The organism is Streptomyces sp. 5K101, from assembly GCF_046506645.1.
Taxonomy (GTDB): domain Bacteria; phylum Actinomycetota; class Actinomycetes; order Streptomycetales; family Streptomycetaceae; genus Streptomyces.
In genome coordinates, this window is sequence record NZ_JBKFFO010000013.1 from 23,765 (window position 1) to 40,153 (window position 16,389).

Annotated in this window: 12 protein-coding genes; 4 read left to right on the forward strand and 8 right to left on the reverse strand. The window is 73.9% G+C overall.

Annotation, left to right across the window (positions count from 1 at the left end):
• Window positions 1-14 precede the first annotated feature (14 nt).
• The 3 genes from ACLB9X_RS23925 to ACLB9X_RS23935 all read right to left on the reverse strand — a co-directional run bounded on the left by ACLB9X_RS23925 (window position 15) and on the right by ACLB9X_RS23935 (window position 3,662).
• Complete coding sequence (locus ACLB9X_RS23925) at window positions 15-947, reverse strand: hypothetical protein (RefSeq protein ID WP_410362445.1); 933 nt, start codon at window positions 945-947, stop codon at window positions 15-17.
• A gap of 211 nt (window positions 948-1,158) precedes the next feature.
• Window positions 1,159-2,685: a hypothetical protein gene (locus ACLB9X_RS23930; RefSeq protein WP_410362446.1), complete on the reverse strand. Its 1,527-nt coding sequence runs from the start codon at window positions 2,683-2,685 to the stop codon at window positions 1,159-1,161.
• Window positions 2,686-2,951: 266 nt separating this feature from the next.
• Window positions 2,952-3,662: a GntR family transcriptional regulator gene (locus ACLB9X_RS23935; protein WP_410362447.1), complete on the reverse strand. Its 711-nt coding sequence runs from the start codon at window positions 3,660-3,662 to the stop codon at window positions 2,952-2,954.
• A 289-nt stretch (window positions 3,663-3,951) separates the two neighbouring features.
• Between ACLB9X_RS23935 and ACLB9X_RS23940 the strand changes: the two genes are divergently transcribed.
• The 4 genes from ACLB9X_RS23940 to ACLB9X_RS23955 all read left to right on the forward strand — a co-directional run bounded on the left by ACLB9X_RS23940 (window position 3,952) and on the right by ACLB9X_RS23955 (window position 7,587).
• Window positions 3,952-5,229: an MFS transporter gene (locus tag ACLB9X_RS23940; protein WP_410362448.1), complete on the forward strand. Its 1,278-nt coding sequence runs from the start codon at window positions 3,952-3,954 to the stop codon at window positions 5,227-5,229.
• Between the two features lie 89 nt (window positions 5,230-5,318).
• On the forward strand, window positions 5,319-6,083 hold the full coding sequence (locus ACLB9X_RS23945; RefSeq protein WP_410362449.1) for a LamB/YcsF family protein: 765 nt from the start codon (window positions 5,319-5,321) through the stop codon (window positions 6,081-6,083).
• Window positions 6,080-6,724 carry a 5-oxoprolinase subunit PxpB gene (gene pxpB, locus ACLB9X_RS23950; protein WP_410362450.1) on the forward strand — a complete coding sequence of 215 codons (645 nt, stop codon included), beginning with the start codon at window positions 6,080-6,082 and terminating at the stop codon, window positions 6,722-6,724. Before ACLB9X_RS23945 ends, pxpB begins: the two co-directional genes overlap by 4 nt.
• On the forward strand, window positions 6,721-7,587 hold the full coding sequence (locus ACLB9X_RS23955) for a biotin-dependent carboxyltransferase family protein (RefSeq protein ID WP_410362451.1): 867 nt from the start codon (window positions 6,721-6,723) through the stop codon (window positions 7,585-7,587). Before pxpB ends, ACLB9X_RS23955 begins: the two co-directional genes overlap by 4 nt.
• Window positions 7,588-7,656: 69 nt before the next feature.
• Here ACLB9X_RS23955 and ACLB9X_RS23960 read toward each other — a convergent pair whose 3' ends face one another.
• From ACLB9X_RS23960 to ACLB9X_RS23980, 5 genes are all read right to left on the reverse strand, one after another.
• A complete protein-coding gene (locus tag ACLB9X_RS23960; protein ID WP_410362452.1) occupies window positions 7,657-11,256 on the reverse strand; it encodes a hydantoinase B/oxoprolinase family protein in 3,600 nt (1,199 codons plus the stop codon).
• A complete protein-coding gene (locus ACLB9X_RS23965; RefSeq protein WP_410362613.1) occupies window positions 11,253-12,215 on the reverse strand; it encodes an SGNH/GDSL hydrolase family protein in 963 nt (320 codons plus the stop codon). Before ACLB9X_RS23965 ends, ACLB9X_RS23960 begins: the two co-directional genes overlap by 4 nt.
• A 221-nt stretch (window positions 12,216-12,436) precedes the next feature.
• Complete coding sequence (locus ACLB9X_RS23970; protein ID WP_410362453.1) at window positions 12,437-13,597, reverse strand: glycosyltransferase; 1,161 nt, start codon at window positions 13,595-13,597, stop codon at window positions 12,437-12,439.
• Window positions 13,594-14,718 (reverse strand): glycosyltransferase family 4 protein, encoded by a 1,125-nt coding sequence (locus ACLB9X_RS23975; protein WP_410362454.1) that lies wholly within the window; start codon window positions 14,716-14,718, stop codon window positions 13,594-13,596. The genes ACLB9X_RS23970 and ACLB9X_RS23975 overlap by 4 nt, the downstream gene beginning before the upstream one ends.
• A 109-nt stretch (window positions 14,719-14,827) precedes the next feature.
• On the reverse strand, window positions 14,828-16,246 hold the full coding sequence (locus ACLB9X_RS23980; RefSeq protein WP_410362455.1) for a HEAT repeat domain-containing protein: 1,419 nt from the start codon (window positions 16,244-16,246) through the stop codon (window positions 14,828-14,830).
• Window positions 16,247-16,389 lie beyond the last annotated feature (143 nt).

Consider the following 16,389-nt stretch of genomic DNA (forward strand, 5'->3'; position numbering starts at 1 on the left):
CGGGGCGGGCGCGGTCACGCGTGGAACGGCAGGCCGGCGTCCGCCGCGAGCTCCAGGTCGTCGCCGTCGGGCGGCGCGACGAGCGTCGCGGTGCCGTCGCTGACGGGGACGACACCCAGCTCGAGCAGTTCAGCCATCGCCGCGCTGCCGGCCATGTCCCGCACCTGCAGCTGGTAGCGGGCGGTGGTGCGGTACGCGCCTCCCGCGTCGTCGCCGGTCCGCTGGAGGAAGCCGGAGTCGGTGAGGAAGGCGACCGCCTTGCCGACGATGCCGGTGGTGGATCCGGCGAGGCGGCGCGCGTCCTTGGTGGCGCCCGTGGCGCTGCGGCGCGCGTACACCCGCCAGGCCGCTTCCAGGCCGGGGGCGTCGCTGGCCGGGTCGCTGTTCTCGCCCTGTTCCTCGGCGCGCTCCTCCAGCCTCCGGCACGCCTGCCGGACGAAGGCGTCGACGCCGTTGACGGTGATCCGGCCGATGTAGCCGTCGTCCGCGAGGTCCTCGGGGCGGGGGAAGGCCATCGCCGCGACGGCGAGGTGGGCCAGGCCGTGCAGGAAGCGGTCGGCGGATTCGGCGGCGGCGCGGCGCGCGTAGTCGCCCATGCGGACGGCGAAGACGGAGTCCTCCGCGGCGGTGACGGCCATGCCCGCACGGGGCGAGACCTCGAGCACGACGAGGCCGAGACCGGTGGCGACGGCGTCGGCGAGGCGTGCGAACGGGGTGTCCTCGCGGTAGCGGCGGAGCAATTCGGCGTACTCGGCGTCGCGGGCGGGGAGCAGCTTGGGCTGGAGGCCGAAGGAGACCAGGCGCGCCGCGTCGGCGGCGTCGGCGGGCGTGACGGTGCCGTGGCCGCGGGTGGGTCCGGTGGCCGTCACGATCGGGCCGGCCGGGGGGCCGAGCGGCGCTTCGGCCTCACGCCACGGCGTGGCGTGCTCTGCGTGCGGCTCGGTCACGGTCGGTGCTCCTCTGTGCGGTGGTGGTGCGTGTGCGGGCAAGCGGCTCCTGCGGCGGGCTGCTCCTCTGTCGGCCCTCCCGCCACGGCGCGGCAGCCATGAGAGGGCACCGCATCCCCGATCCGGGGCAGGCCTCGGGCTCCGTACCGCGCGCGCGATGCAGGGATGCGGCTGTGCCCCCGGTCAAGGTGAGGTGCCAGGTGGGGGGACGTCACGTTCCCTCCGTGCGGTCCGCCGCCATGCCCGCCGCGTCCAGCAGGGCCGTGCCCACGATCAGGTCCGCGCCGCCGAACTCTGGGTCGTCCAGCTCCGTGCCGTCGTCGACGGCGAAGAGCAGGCGCTGCTCGCCCTGCCGGTACGCCGTGCCGACCGGCGGGCTCGCGGCGTGGACGGCCAGCAGGGCGACGAGATAGGGCAGTTCGGGGTCGGTCCGGCGGGCCTCGGCGAGAAGGCCGGAGAGCCGGCGGGGCGCGTCGTGCTCCAGGTCGAGCAACTCCATGGCGCTCGCCAGCTGCTCCTCGCTGAAGCGGCTGTCGTCGGGGGTGGCGATCAGATCGGGCTCCGGCATTTCCGCACCGAGGTGCTCCCGCTCCGGCGGCGGGGTGAGCAGGAGGTCGACCAGGTCGCCGACGCGGACCGAGGAGGGCGTGCGCAGACCGGTGCCGCGGGCGAAGAAGGCGTCGGTGACGCGGGTCGCCGAGGCGACGGGCAGCGGGAGCAGCGGCGCCAGCAGCTGGCCGTACAGGTCGAGTCCGGTCCGGGCGGTGGGGCGGGCGAAGGCCTGGCGGTCCTGCTCGGCGCGGAAGAGCGGGCCCGCTTCGAGGAGCCGGGACTGCAGCTGTGTGTGGCGGCGGATGCAGTCCTTGACGATGTCTACGAGTTCGGCGGCCCGCCGCTTGTGCTCCGGGTCCTCCGCCTCGTCACGTGCCCTGCGGATGTTGGTGAGGATCGCGTTCTCGTGGCGGTAGCGGTCGGCGACGTGGTCGAGGGCCTCGGCGATCATGTCGGGGACGGTGTTGAGCCAGTCGACCGCGCGCACGTTGCGCCGGGTGGCCTCCAGGGTCCGGCGCAGGGTCTCCGAATACTGAACGGTGCGGTACCGCGCCTGCTCGGCGGCGAGCTGGGCGTCGGCGAGACGGCCCCTGCTGATGAGGACCTCCAGCTTCACCTCGGCCGCGATCTGTGCGCTGGTGACGTCGGTGTCGAGGGCGCCGACGAGCACGTTGACCGCCTCGTCGGTCGTGCGCAGGTAGACACTGCCGCCGTATCCGGGGACTTCCTCGATGAGCTTGAAGTCGTAGTCGCGGCGGGTGTAGACGCCGTCGGTGCCGAAGGTGCCGTACACGGCGCGGAATCCGCGGTCCACGCTGCCGACGTTGATCAGGTTCTCCAGGACCCAGCGGGCGACGCGCTCGTGCTCGGCCTGCGGGCGGTGCGGTGCCTGGGCCGCGACCCGCGGGAGGAGTCTGGCCACTATCTGGTCGTGGTCGGCTCCGGTGTCGAAGTCCATGTTGAGCGTGACGAGGTCGATCGCCGCGAGGGCGACCTCGGCCATCGCGTAGACCGTGTACTCCCCCGCGAGGTTGGCCTTGCGGGCGTCGAGGTCGTGCAGGGGAGCGGTGCACGCGAGCGCACGGAGGCGCCGCGCCAGCCCTTCGTCGGCGGCCGGGCCCTGCGCGGGCCGCGGCCCCGCGCTGAGCTGGGGCGGAACGAATTCCGTCGGGGCAGGCGAAGTCACGGTGCACAGATTAGGTCCTCGCACTGACAACGGAGAAAACGGCGCAGAAGCGACCGCTCCGCGACGCGGCCGCCCCCTCGCACTCCCGGCCGCCGGATGCGCCGCTGCCAGCCGCCACGCCCTGCCGGGTACGCCGTTCCGCAGGGGACGCCTCCGCCGGGTACACCGCTGCGGGTCAGTGGTGGCCCGGCGCGGCCTGCCCGGCACTGCCGCGTACGCCGTTCTGCATCCGCCTCGCTCGCCCGTCGGTACGCCGCGTCGGGCCGCTACGCCCTGTCGGCGTCGGCGACGAGTTCCGCGTATGTCTCGACGAGCCGGGTGCGTGAGTCGTCGAGGTAGTCGGCCAGCAGCCGCTCGGCCTTGGTGCGTTCGCCGGCGCGCAAAGCCTCCAGGATCTCCCGGTTGCGCACGAGATACGGCTGATGGAGGCCGCGGGGGTCGTCGACGACGTGGAAGGCGAGGCGGAGCTCGGCGAGGACGCCGCGCATGAGTTCGTCGGTGCGGGCACTGCCCGCGAGGGCGACCAGTTCGCGGTGGAAGTGGATGTTGGCGGTCGAGACGCCCTTCCAGTCGCGTGCGCGTGCGGCGCGTTCGCCGCCGGTGACCGCCGCGTCGAGCGCGGCGAGGTCGTAGGGCGGTTCGCCAAGACCCTGCACGACGGCGCATTCGACGAGTTGGCGGGTCCGGTAGATGTCCTCGACGTCCTGGACGGCGAGCATGCGCACGAAGACGCCGCGGTTGAGCTCGTGGACGAGCAGCCGTTCGTGGGTGAGCAGCCGGAACGCCTCGCGCAGGGTGTTGCGGGAGATGCCGAGCGCCTTGCCGATGCTGTCCTCCGACAACCGCTCGCCGGGCGGGAAGTAGCCCTCGGCGATGCGGGTGCGCAGGATGTCCGCCACCCGCTCGGCCGTGCTCGTACGCCCCAACAGCCGGCGGTCGTCCGCCAGTCCGCCGACCCCGGGCTCCGTCGTCCCCACAACGCCCTCTCTCCCGCGCCGGACGGCTCACACCGGCGCACGGGATCCATCGTAGAAGCTCGAACGAGTCAACGCGCCCCTTGTCGGATCGTTCAACAATCCTCTACGTTGGCGCCATCGCTCGACCCGCACAGGCACTCCGCCCGCCGACCGCGCCGCAACCCAGCAGCCCTCTGCACGTCCCGCACGTCCGCGTCCCGCACGTCCCGCACGTCCCGCACGGAAGCCGCGCGTCCGCGGCTCTCAGTCAGCACTCCCCACGGCACTCCCTCTCCTCAGCGAGGTGCAGATGAGTACGACCCAGGCCCAGCCGAAGCAGGGCGAACTGCCGGAGCAGACCGGCCCGTTCGCATGGCTCCGCTCCCTCGGCCCGCAGGGCCGGCGCGCCTTCGGCGGCGCGTTCGGGGGTTACGCGCTCGACTCCTACGACTACTTCACGCTGCCGCTGAGCATGGTGGCGATCTCGGCGTACTTCAGCCTCGACAACGGACAGACCGGACTTCTCACCACGGTCACGCTGGTCGTCTCCGCGATCGGCGGAGCGCTCGCCGGGGTCCTCGCCGACCGCATCGGGCGGGTGAAGGCACTGATGATCACGGTGATCACCTATGCGGTTTTCACCGTTCTGTGCGGTTTCGCACCGAACTACGAGACGCTGCTGGTCTTCCGCGCACTGCAGGGCCTCGGCTTCGGCGGCGAGTGGGCCGTCGGCGCGATCCTGGTCGCCGAGTACGCGACGGCGAAGCACCGCGGGCGCACGCTCGGCGCGGTCCAGAGCGCGTGGGCCGCCGGCTGGGCGCTCGCGGTCCTCGTCTACACGCTGGTCTTCCACTTCCTCGACGCGGACACCGCCTGGCGCGTGATGTTCTGGACAGGCGCCCTGCCCGCCCTGCTCGTCGTGTACGTGCGGCGCAATGTCAGCGACGCGCCCGAGGCCGCGGAGCAGCGCCGTACGAGCAGCGAGCGCGGTTCCTTCTCCGCCGTCTTCAAGAAGGACCTGCTGCGCACCACCCTGTTCGCCACCCTGCTGTCCACCGGGGTCCAGGGCGGCTACTACACACTCGCCACGTGGGTGCCGACGTATCTCAAGACGGAGCGCGGCCTCACCGTCGTGGGTACCGGCGGCTACCTCGCCTTCCTGATATCCGGCGCCTTCATCGGCTACCTGACCGGCGGTTACCTGACCGACCGCATCGGCCGCAAGAACAACATCACGCTGTTCGCGGCCCTGTCGGCGGCCGGGATCGTGGCCTACACCACCATCCCGTCCGGGGCCAACGGCCTGTTGCTGGTGCTCGGTTTCCCGCTCGGCTTCTGCATGTCCGCGATCTTCAGCGGCTTCGGCTCGTACCTGAGCGAGCTGTACCCGACCGCCGTGCGCGGGACAGGCCAGGGCCTCACATACAACAGCGGCCGGGCGGTGGGCGCCTTCCTGCCCACGGTCGTCGGTTTCCTGTCCGACAGCTGGGGCGTCGGCGGCGCGCTGGTCCTCGGCGCCGCGGGCTACGGCCTCGCGGTGCTGGCCCTGGCCGGCCTGCCGGAGACACGCGGGAGGGAGCTGGTGTGAACGCGACGTCGGTGGGCCCGGCAGTGCACGGTGCGACAGCCGGTCATCGACGAGCAGTACCGAGTGGCCTGACCTGACAGGAGGATCATATGTCCCGGGCGTCCATCGACCTGAACGCGGACCTGGGCGAAGGTTTCGGCCGCTGGCGGCTGACCGACGACGAGGAGTTGCTCTCCGTCGTCACCAGCGCCAACGTCGCCTGCGGCTTCCACGCGGGCGACGCGCCCACCATGCGCCGGGTCTGCGAGCTGGCCGCCGCTCACGGCGTACGGATCGGCGCCCAGGTCTCGTACCGCGATCTCGCCGGCTTCGGGCGGCGTGCCATGGACGTGCCGCCCGACGAGCTGGCCGCCGAGATCGCTTATCAGATAGGCGCGTTGGAGATCTTCGCGCGCGCGGCGGGCGCGCGCGTGGCGTACGTCAAACCCCACGGGGCCCTGTACAACCGCGTGGTGCACGACCAGGAGCAGGCAGCGGCCGTCGTCGAGGGCGTGCTGCTGTCGGGCGAGCCGTTGCCGGTGCTCGGGCTGCCGGGATCCCAGCTGCACGCCATGGCGGAGAAGGCGCAACTGCCTGCTGTCCCGGAGGCGTTCGCCGACCGCGCCTACACGGCCGAGGGCACCCTGGTGGCTCGCGGGCAGGACGGAGCGGTGATCAGTGACGCGGCAGCCGTCGTGCAGCGGTCCGTGAGCATGGCCCGCTTCGGTGTGGTCACCGCGTGGTGCGGGAGCCCGGTGGGGGTCCGTGCACGTTCCCTGTGCCTGCACGGGGACACGCCGGGTGCCGTGGCGCTCGCCCGCGAGGTCCGGGCGCAGTTGGAGACGGCCGGCGTCCGCGTGGAGGCGTTCGCATGACCGGCCGTGTCCCTGTGCGGGATCTGCGGTCCCTGCCCGTCGGTGACCATGCGCTCCTGGTCGAGCTTCCCGGCGGCCGGGAGGCGGAGGCGCTCCACACGGAGCTGCTGCGCCGGCGCGCGGCGGGCACGCTGCCGCCGGTGCGCGAGATCGTTCCTGCCGCCCGGACGGTGCTTCTGGACGGCGTGGACGACCCGCGGGCCCTCGCCCGCGAGCTCGCCGGATGGGCGGTACCGGACCTCGACCCGCGCGCGGAGCGCTCGGTCGAGATCCCGGTGCGCTACGACGGCCCGGACCTGCCGGACGTCGCCGCCCTCTGGGGCGTCTCCGTGGAGGAGGCCGTGCGGATCCACGCAGCCGCCGAATTCCGGGTTGCCTTCTGCGGTTTCGCGCCGGGTTTCGGCTATCTGACCGGCCTGCCCCAGCGGTACGCGGTCCCCCGGCGGCCCACGCCCCGCACCGCGGTCCCGGCCGGTTCCCTCGCCCTCGCGGGTGCGTACTCGGGCGTCTATCCCCGCTCGTCGCCGGGAGGCTGGCAGCTGATCGGCTCCACGGACGCCGTGCTGTGGGACCCGGCGCGCGATCCCGCGGCACTGCTGTCCCCCGGGACCCGGGTGCGTTTCCTGCCGGAGGGCTCATGACCGACCGGGCGCTGGCGGTCGTCCGCGCAGGGGGGCTGACCACGGTGCAGGACGGCGGCCGGCCGGGGCACGCCCATCTCGGGGTGCCGCGTTCGGGCGCACTGGACGGCCCGGCCGCGCGGCTGGTGAACCGTCTGGTGGGCAACGGCGACGGTGCGGCCGTCCTGGAGACGACGCTCAACGGATGTGCGGTACGGCCGCGGTGCGCCGTCGTGGCCGCCGTGGGCGGCGCGCCGTGCGCGGTGACCGTCGACGGCCGTCCGGTGGCCTGGGGCGCGCCGGTGCGGGTGCCGGCCGGATCGGTGCTGGAGACCGGCCCCGCGGTGCGGGGCGTACGCAGCTATGTGGCCTTCGCGGGCGGCATCGCCGTCGATCCGGTGCTCGGAAGCCGCTCGACCGACCTGCTCTCCGGCCTGGGCCCCGCGCCGCTCGCGGAGGGTGCCGTCCTCCCCCTGGGCGAGCCCGCCGGTCCGCACGGCCGGGTCGACGGCGCGCTGCCCTGGCCCGCCCCCCCGGAGGAGCTGGTGCTGCGGACCCGGCTCGGGCCCCGCGACGACTGGTTCACCCGGCGGGCCGTCGGGACGCTGACCGGACCCGGGTACCGGGTGTCGTCGGCGAGCAACCGCATCGGGCTGCGCACGGACGGGCCGCCACTGGAGCGTGCCGTCGCGGGTGAACTGCCCAGCGAGGGCATGGTGCTGGGCGCGGTGCAGGTGCCCCCGGACGGCCGGCCGGTGGTGTTCCTCGCCGACCACCCCACGACCGGCGGCTATCCGGTGGTGGGCGTCGTCGACGGCAGGGACCTCGCGGCGGCGGCCCAGGCGGTCCCGGGCACACCGGTGCGCTTCACCTTGGTGCGGTGACCGACGCTCCCGGCGCGCGATTGCGTGTCACCAGGGACGTGGGCACTCGACGCCTGACACCGGTCACGGTCACCGGCCCGGTGGGCCGTAGCCGCCGCCCCCGGGGGTCTTCAGGACCAGCACGTCGCCGGGGCCGACGTCGATGGAGTCGACGCCGCCGAGCCGCTCCACTCTTCCGTCGGCGCGTACGACCTCGTTCTCGCCGAGAGCACCGGGCGCGCCGCCGGCCATTCCGTACGGGGCGATCCGCCGGTGCCCGGTCAGCAGTGCCACGGTCATCGGCTCCAGGAAGCGGATGCGCCGTACGGCACCGCAGCCGCCGTGCCACCGTCCGCGGCCTCCGCTGCCCTCGCGCACGGCGAAGGAGTCCACCCGCACCGGGTAGCGCCACTCCAGCACCTCGGGGTCGGTCAGCCGCGAGTTGGTCATATGGGTCTGCACGGCGTCCGCGCCGTCGAAGCCGTCGCCCGCGCCCGAGCCGCTGGCCACCGTTTCGTAGTACTGCACACGGTCGTTGCCGAACGTCACGTTGTTCATCGTGCCCGAGCCCTCCGCCTGCACGCCGAGCGCCGCGTACAGCGCGCCGGTCACGGCCTGCGAGGTCTCCACGTTGCCCGCGACCGTCGCCGCCGGGTACGAGGGCGCGAGCATCGAGCCCTCCGGCACCCGGACCTCGAGCGGTTCCAGGCACCCGCTGTTGAGGGGGATGTCCTCGCCGACCAGGGTCCTGAAGACGTACAGGACGGCGGCCATGACCACCGAGGTGGGGGCGTTGAAGTTGCCGGGCTGCTGCGCCGACGTGCCGGTGAAGTCGATGACGGCACCGCGCCGTTCGCGGTCGACGCGCACCGCGACCTGAATGACCGCGCCGCCGTCGGTCTCGTAGCGGTACGAGCCGTCGCCGAGGCCGGCGACGATGCGGCGCACGGATTCCTCCGCGTTGTCCCTGACGTGCCGCATGTATGCCTGGACGACGTCCGTGCCGAACTGCTCGGTCATCCGCCGCAGTTCGGCGATCCCCTTCTCGTTGGCGGCGATCTGGGCCCGGAGGTCGGCCAGGTTGGTGTCGGGCGCGCGGGACGGGTGAGGCGCCCCGGTGAGAAGACCGCGGGTCTCGGCCTCGCGCAGCCGTCCGTCCCGTACGAGCAGCCAGTTGTCGAACAGCACCCCTTCCTCGTCCACGGTCCGGCTGAACGCGGGCATGGATCCGGGGGTGATGCCGCCGATCTCGGCGTGGTGGCCGCGCGAGGCCACGAGGAAACGCAGCGCGTCCCCCTCGAACACGGGCGTCACGACGGTCACGTCGGGCAGGTGGGTGCCGCCGTGGTACGGGTCGTTGATCGCGTACACGTCGCCGGGCCGCATCCCGCCGGCGTTGCGGCGCAGCACTTCCTTGATCGACTCGCCCATGGAGCCGAGGTGCACGGGGATGTGCGGGGCGTTGGCGACGAGATTGCCGTCCGCGTCGAAGAGCGCGCAGGAGAAGTCGAGCCGTTCCTTGATGTTGACGGAGTGGGCGGTGTTCTCCAGTCGTACGCCCATCTGCTCGGCGATCGCCATGAAGAGGTTGTTGAACACCTCCAGCAGTACGGGGTCCACGTCCGTGCCGACCGCGACGCGCCCGGGCCTCGGCCGCACCCGGGTCAGCAGCAGGTGGCCGGTGTCGCTCGCGGCGGCCTGCCAGCCCGGGTCGACGACGGTGGTCGCGTCGGCCTCGGCGACGATCGCGGGGCCGGGGACCGTGTGTCCCGGCCGCAGGTCGCCTCGCCGGTACAGCGGTACGGTCACGCGCTCCCCCTCGACGAACACGGCGACGTGCGCCCGCGGTGCGGAGGGCTCCCCCGGCCCGCCGGTGTCCTCCACGACGGTGTCCCCGTGGTCGCCGGCGGCGCCCACGGCCTCGACGGAGACGGCCTCGACGACGAGCGGCTTGTCCATCGTGAAGGCGTAGCGACTGCTGTGGACGGACTCGAACGCCGCCTTCATGGCCTCGGCGGAGCCGAGGGAGACGGGCAGGCTCGCGTCGGTTCCGGCGTACCGCAGCAGCACGCGCGCGTGGGTGGTGATCGCCTCGTCGGGGACCGCGTCCGCCCGCAGTTCGGCGCGGGTCCGGCCGGCGAGTTCGTCGCACAGGGCGCTCACGCGTCCCGCGGTCTCCTCGTCGAGCATGGCCTCCACGGACTGCTCGCGCATGGCCGTGGCGTCGGCGAGCCCGATCCCGTACGCCGAGAGCACACCGGCGAGCGGCGGGACGACGACGGTGTCGACGCCGAGGGCGTCGGCGACGGCGCAGGCGTGCTGGCCCCCCGCCCCGCCGAAGGAGGTCAGGGCGTAGCGGGTGACGTCGTGCCCGCGCTGGACGGAGATCTTCTTGACGGCGTTCGCCATGTTGAGGACGGCGATCTCGAGGAAGCCGGCGGCGACCTGTTCGGGGCTGCGCGGTGTGCCGCTCGCGCGGGTGACCTCCTCGGCGAGCGCGGTGAAGCGTGCGCGCACGATGCCGGTGTCCAGGGGCCGGTCGCCGTGTGGGCCGAAGACGGCCGGGAAGTGCTCGGGCTGGATGCGGCCGAGCATCACGTTGGCGTCCGTGACGGTCAGCGGGCCGCCGCGCCGGTAGCAGGCGGGGCCGGGCACGGCGCCCGCCGAGTCGGGGCCGACGCGGTAGCGGCGCCCGTCGAAGTGGAGTACGGAGCCGCCGCCCGCGGCCACGGTGTGGATGCTCATCATCGGCGCCCGCATCCGGACGCCGGCCACCTGGGTGCCGAGTTCCCGCTCGAACTCGCCCGCGTAGTGCGACACATCGGTGGATGTGCCGCCCATGTCGAAGCCGATGACCCGCCCGTACCCGGCCTGCTCCGACGTACGGGCCATCCCGACGACGCCGCCCGCCGGGCCGGACAGTACGGCGTCCTTGCCGCGGAAGTGGGTGGCCTCGCGCAGGCCGCCGTTGGACTGCATGAACATCAGGCGGATGCCGGCGAGTTCGGCGGCGACCTCTTCCACATAGCGCCGCAGGATCGGGGACAGGTACGCGTCCACGACGGTGGTGTCGCCGCGGGGCACGAGCTTGATGAGCGGGCTGACCTCGTGCGAGCAGCTGACCTGGGTGAAACCGAGGTCGCGGGCGGCGCGGGCGATGCGCCGCTCGTGGTCGGGGTGGCGGTAGCCGTGCATCAGGACGACGGCGGCCGCGGTCATGCCGTCGGCGCGGGCGGCGGCCAACTCCTCGGTGACGGCGTCGAGTTCGAGGGGCCTGACCACGGTTCCACGGGCGTCGACGCGCTCGGGGACCTCGACGACCCGGTCGTACACGGACTCGGGGAGGACGATACGACGGTCGAAGAGCCGGGGCCGGTTCTGGTACGCGATGCGCAGGGCGTCGCGGAACCCTTCGGTGATGACGAGTACGGTCGGTTCGCCCCTGCGCTCCAGCAGGGCGTTGGTGGCCACGGTGGTACCCATCCTGACCGCGGCGACACGGTCGGCCGGGACGGGCTCGTCGTCGGGTGTGCCGAGCAGCAGGCGGATTCCGGCGACGGCGGCGTCCCGGTAGCGCTCGGGGTTGTGCGAGAGCAGTTTGCGGGTCACGAGCCGTCCGTCGGGGCGTTTGCCCACGATGTCGGTGAAGGTGCCGCCACGGTCGATCCAGAACTCCCAGCGCCCGCTCATTCCCCCATTCTTGCCCCGGCGGGACGGAACGGCGGCTCCGGCGACACGGCGGCGAGAGCGGCGGACAGGGCGTGCTCGGCGGAGCGGTCGAGGCGGGCGCTGGTGCCGCGGGCCCAGTGCTGCATCTCGTCGCCGGCGAGCCGCAGGAGCTGCGGGATGAGGTCGGTGCACCGGCGTGCCACCCAGCCGGTGCCGGCGGTGGCGAGCCACAGCAGCGCCTCGGCGCGGGTGGGCCGCGGCCGGTCGGGCTCGGTGGACGGGGGCGGGCCGTGGACGAGTCCGCGCGCGGAGAGCAGGTCGTGGAAGGACCGGGCGAGCATGCGGTGGCCCCGCTCGCCCGGATGCAGCCGGTCGGCGCTCCACATGGACCGGTCGGCGACCCAGGCGGGGTCCGCGATGTGCAGATGGACGGCGCCGTAGCGGTCGGAGAGGGCGTGGACCACGGCGTTGACGGCCCGCTGCCGGCGGGCCAGCGGCCTGGCCAGCGGTGCGGGCAGGGCGAACATGGCGCCGGGGTCGGGCAGGCAGGCCGTGAGCAGGACGGCGCCGTGCGCGGCGAGCGCACCGCACACCTCGTCGAGGTGGTGCGTGAGCCGGCCGATGTCGAAGGTGCGCCGCAGGGTGTCGTTGACACCGACGACGACGGACGCGATGTCCGGGCCGAACTCGAGGGCCTGCGGGGCCTGGTGCTCGGCGACGTCGCGGCTGAGGGCGCCGCTGACGGCGAGGTTCCGGAAGACGGCGGGCCGTTCGTCGCTCCCGACGCCGTCGGCGAGGAGGGCGGCCCACCCCCGCCACCCGCCGTCGACGGGGTCGCCGACGCCCTGGGTGAGCGAGTCCCCGAGCGCGACGAACCGCAGGGGCCCGGTGGTGCTCGTCCCCGCTCCCTCCGCTGCGCGCGTCTCGTCCAGGATCGCCGGCTCGGCGACCGCCACCGTGCCGATCCCGGACCGGGCCATGCCCGGGGAAAGCCCCGCACCGGCGGGCACCCCACCGCGCGGCAACACACCCGCCTCGCCCGCGCGCCCTGGCTCTCCGGGGCCCCTCTCAGTGCCCGCGGCCGCCCGGGCCGCGTCCCCGGATGGCGCCGGGATGCGGGGCAGGATGCGCGCCGCCTGCCCGGCGTCCGCCGAGAGGGCCGACGCGGCGGGCTCCCGTATGCCGTCGAGGTCCGCGGTCGTCATGCCTGGACTCCCGGTTCCTTCGCTCCATTCCGTACCGGCAGGGCGTCGTGCGCGGCCAGGAACGCCGTCACCGAGCTGCCCCAGTCGAAAAGTTCGGCCCGTGCCCTGGCCGCCTCGCGGCGGATGCTCTCGGGCCGGGCGAGGACATTCAGGACCGCGTCCGCGAAGTCCGCTGCCGTGTCCGCCGCGGCCACGCCGGCGTCGCCGATCACCTCCGGCAGCGCGGAGGACGCACTCGCCACGACGGGTGTGCCACAGGCCAGAGCCTCCAGCGCGGACAGCCCGAACGTTTCCGCCGGGCCGGGTGCCAGGCACACGTCCGCGGCGGCCTGGAGGTCCGCGACCGCCTCCCGGTCGGCGACGTGGCCGAGGAACCGGACCGGCAGGCGCTCGGCCTCCGCCCTGCGCACCAGCGACGCCTTGAGCGGCCCGTCACCGGCGACGACCAGCGCCGCCTGCACGCCCCGCTCCCGGAGTTCGGCCAGCGCGCCCAGGGCGGTGCCGGGTCGTTTCTCCACCGACAGGCGCGAGCAGAGCAGCAGCAGGACACGCGCGCCGTCGGCGTACCGGGCGCGCAGTACCGTGCTGCGCCGCCCGGGCCGGCACCGCTGGAGGTCGACGCCGAGCGGCGCCCGTACGACGTTCTGCGCGCCGATGCGGATGAACTCCCGTTCCGCCCACTCCGTCGTGCACACGATCTTCGAATAGGCCCACGCGCTGCGCCGGTTGAGCCGGTCCGCCGTCCGTGCGGCGAGCGAGCCGGGCAGGCCCCAGGTGCGCAGCACACCGTCGGCCGTCTCGTGCGAGACCATGACCGACGGGATGCGGTGGCGGCGCGCCCATTCACCGGTCCAGCGCAACGTGGTGCGGTCGGAGACCTCGAGGCGGTCGGGTGCGAGTTCCTCGAGGAGACGGCGCAGCCGCTGGCGCCCGGCGAGCACCCGGTAGCCGCCGGTGCCGACGAGCTCGGGGCCGGGCAGGGTGACGACGCGGCCCTGCGGGGTGTGCCGGTCGCTCTCCAGGTCGCCGGGGACGACCAGGACGGGCTCATGTCCGGCGGCGAGGTAGCCGCGGCCGAGCTGGTCGAGCGCGGTGCGCAGTCCGCCGGACGACGGCGTGACGAAGTTCGCGAGCCGTACGATGCGCAGTCCGCTCATGCCGCCACCGCCGTGCGCGCGCCGAGCACGTCGGCGTAGTGGTCCAGCAGCATGTCGCCGACCGCGGCCCAGGTGCGGCCCTCGACCGCCGCGCGCCCGGCGTGGGCGAAGGCGGCCCGCAGCCCTGGGTCGACGGCCAGGTCCCGTACGGCGTCGCGCACCGCGTCGGCGCTGTGGGGCTCCACGAGCAGGCCGGTCCGTCCGTGGTCGACGAGGTCGAGCGGGCCGCCGGCGGCGGGCGCGACGACGGCCACGCCACTCGCCATGGCCTCCTGCACGGTCTGGCAGAAGGTCTCGTACGGGCCGGTGTGCGCGAACACATCGAGGGAGGCGAAGATCCGCGCGAGGTCGTCCCCGGTGCGCCGGCCGAGGAAGACGGCGCCGGGCAGGGCCCCGCGCAGCGAGGTCTCGCTCGGTCCGTCGCCGACGACGACCACCCGTACGCCGGGCAGCGCACAGGCGCCGGCGAGGAGTTCGACGTGCTTCTCGGGGGCGAGGCGGCCGACGTAGCCGACGATCACTTCCCCGCCGGGCGCCAGTTCGCGCCGCAGCTCCTCGTCGCGCAGCTCGGGCCGGAAGCGGGCCGTGTCCACCCCGCGCGGCCACAGCCGCACGCGTTCGACGCCGTGCTCCTCCAGGTCGCGCCGCGCCGCGGTGGACGGCGCGAGGGTGCGGTCGGCCGCTCCGTGGACCGCCTTGATGCGCCGCCATGCCGTGCCCTCGCCGGCTCCGACGTAGGTACGGGCGTATCCGGCCAGGTCCGTCTGGTAGACGGCGACGGCCGGCAGGCCGAGCCGGGCCGCCGCGGCCATCCCGCGTACGCCGAGCACGAAGGGGCTGGCGAGGTGGACGATGTCGGCGCGGTGCGCGGTGATCGCCGCCGCCACCCTGCGGCTGGGAAGCGCGACCCGCACCTGCGGATATCCGGGCAGCGGCAGGGAGGGCACCCGCACGACGGGGCACGGTGCGTGGGGGTCGGCGCTGTCGGCCCCGGCCGCGGCCGGGGCGATGACGAGCGGTTCGTGACCGCGCGCGGCGAGGTGCCGGGCGGTCTGCAGGGCGCAGTGCGCCACACCATTGACGTCGGGCGGGAAGGATTCGGTGACGATGACGACACGCATACCCGTGTTGTCGTCGGGTCCGGGGTGGCTGCGCCAACGTGGATCTTTCCGCCCGGGAAACGTCCCATGAGCGTTTTGTTGCCACGCCCGGCCCAACGTCTACGAGTCGTCACAGAGCGGGCATGTCGGGCCCGATCCTGCTGCGTACGGCGGTCTGGACCTCCGCCTCCTCGGCGGGGTCGGCGGCGAGCCGACGCAGTCGTTCGGCGACGCGCACGTCACCGGTCTCGGCGTGGAGGGCGGCGACCTCTCTGGTGGTCTCCTCGCAGTCCCACAGGCATTCGACGGCGAATCCGGTGGCGAAGGAGGGGTCGGTGGCGGCGAGCGCCCGGGCGGCACGGCCGCGGAGATGGGAGGAGGTCGTCTCGCGGTAGACGTGGCGCAGTACGGGTGCGGCGCAGGCGATGCCGAGCCGGCCGGTGCCGTCGACGAGGGTCCACAGCAGGGGCGCGTCGGGCCCGTCGGCGCGGACGGTCTCGCGGAGCGCGCCGAGCACGAGCGGCGCGTCCTTCACGGTGCCCCGGCAGGCGAGGACTCCGGCGGCGGAGGCGCCGAGGGCGTCGGGCCGGTGGACCCAGCCGCGGGCCCGGTCCACGGCCTCGTCGCCGCACATCCGCTCGAACGCGGAGACCGCCGCTTCGGCGACGGTGGCCGAGCCGTTCGCCACGGCCGCCTCGATCAGGTCGAGGACGACGGGGTCCCGGGACTCGGCGAGGTAGTGCAGGGCGGTACACCGAGCCCCGTCTGATCCGCCGTGCGCCGCGCGGACGATCTCGGGCCGGTCCTCGGGTCCCGCGACGGCGGACAGGCAGCGGGCGGCGGGTACGTGCAGCGCGCTGCCGCGCGCGTGGCCCTGGTCGGCCCAGTCGAGGACGGCCTGGACGCTCCAGCCGGGGCGGGGGCCCGAGGGACGCATCTGGCGCTGCCAGCGGTCGAAGGAACCGGCTTCCTGCGCGGCCCGCACCCGGCCGCCGATGAACTCCCGCCGGTCCTCCGCCCACAGCCGCCACGGCCGCGGTTCGAAGGCGTCGCGGACGGCGACGGCCAGGTCGGCGTCGCCCTCGGGGGTGGCGGGGAAACGGGCGAGGATCGGGTCCGCGAGGGAGCGCAGCCCGGCGTCGTCGTCGCGCAGCGCGAGTTCGTCGAGGGCCCAGGCCCAGTTGGTGCCCTGCGCGGCGTACCGGCGCAGCAGCGCGAGGGCGTCGCCGCGGCCGTAGGAGGCGAGGTGTCCGAGGACGGCGAGTGCGAGGCCGGTCCTGGTCTCGTCGGCGTCGAGCAGGTCGTCGGCGTCGCACAGATGCCGCTCGACCTCCTCGAGGCTGCCGTGGAGGTCCAGGTACAGGCGGGCGTAGTAGAGGGAGCGGTTCTCGACCTGCCAGTCGTGGCGGGGGTCGTTCAGGACGCAGTGGTTGAGTGCCGCGAGCGCTTCGGCGCGTGGCGCGGCGAGCGCGTGCAGCGTGCCGTCGCCGCGGCCCCTCTGCAGCAGGCCGAGCAGCGTGCCGCTCGGCGCTATGACTGGATCGAACATGGGGAATGCCTCACATCAAGCTGTCGACGCAACCGGGGACTGGAATGCCTAGGCCGCGCAGCAGCATGTCGGGCCGCCCGTCGTCATACGCGTCTTCTGCTTGGTGGTGAGCATCTTCCTCTGCCTCTCTTCGGTGGCCCCAG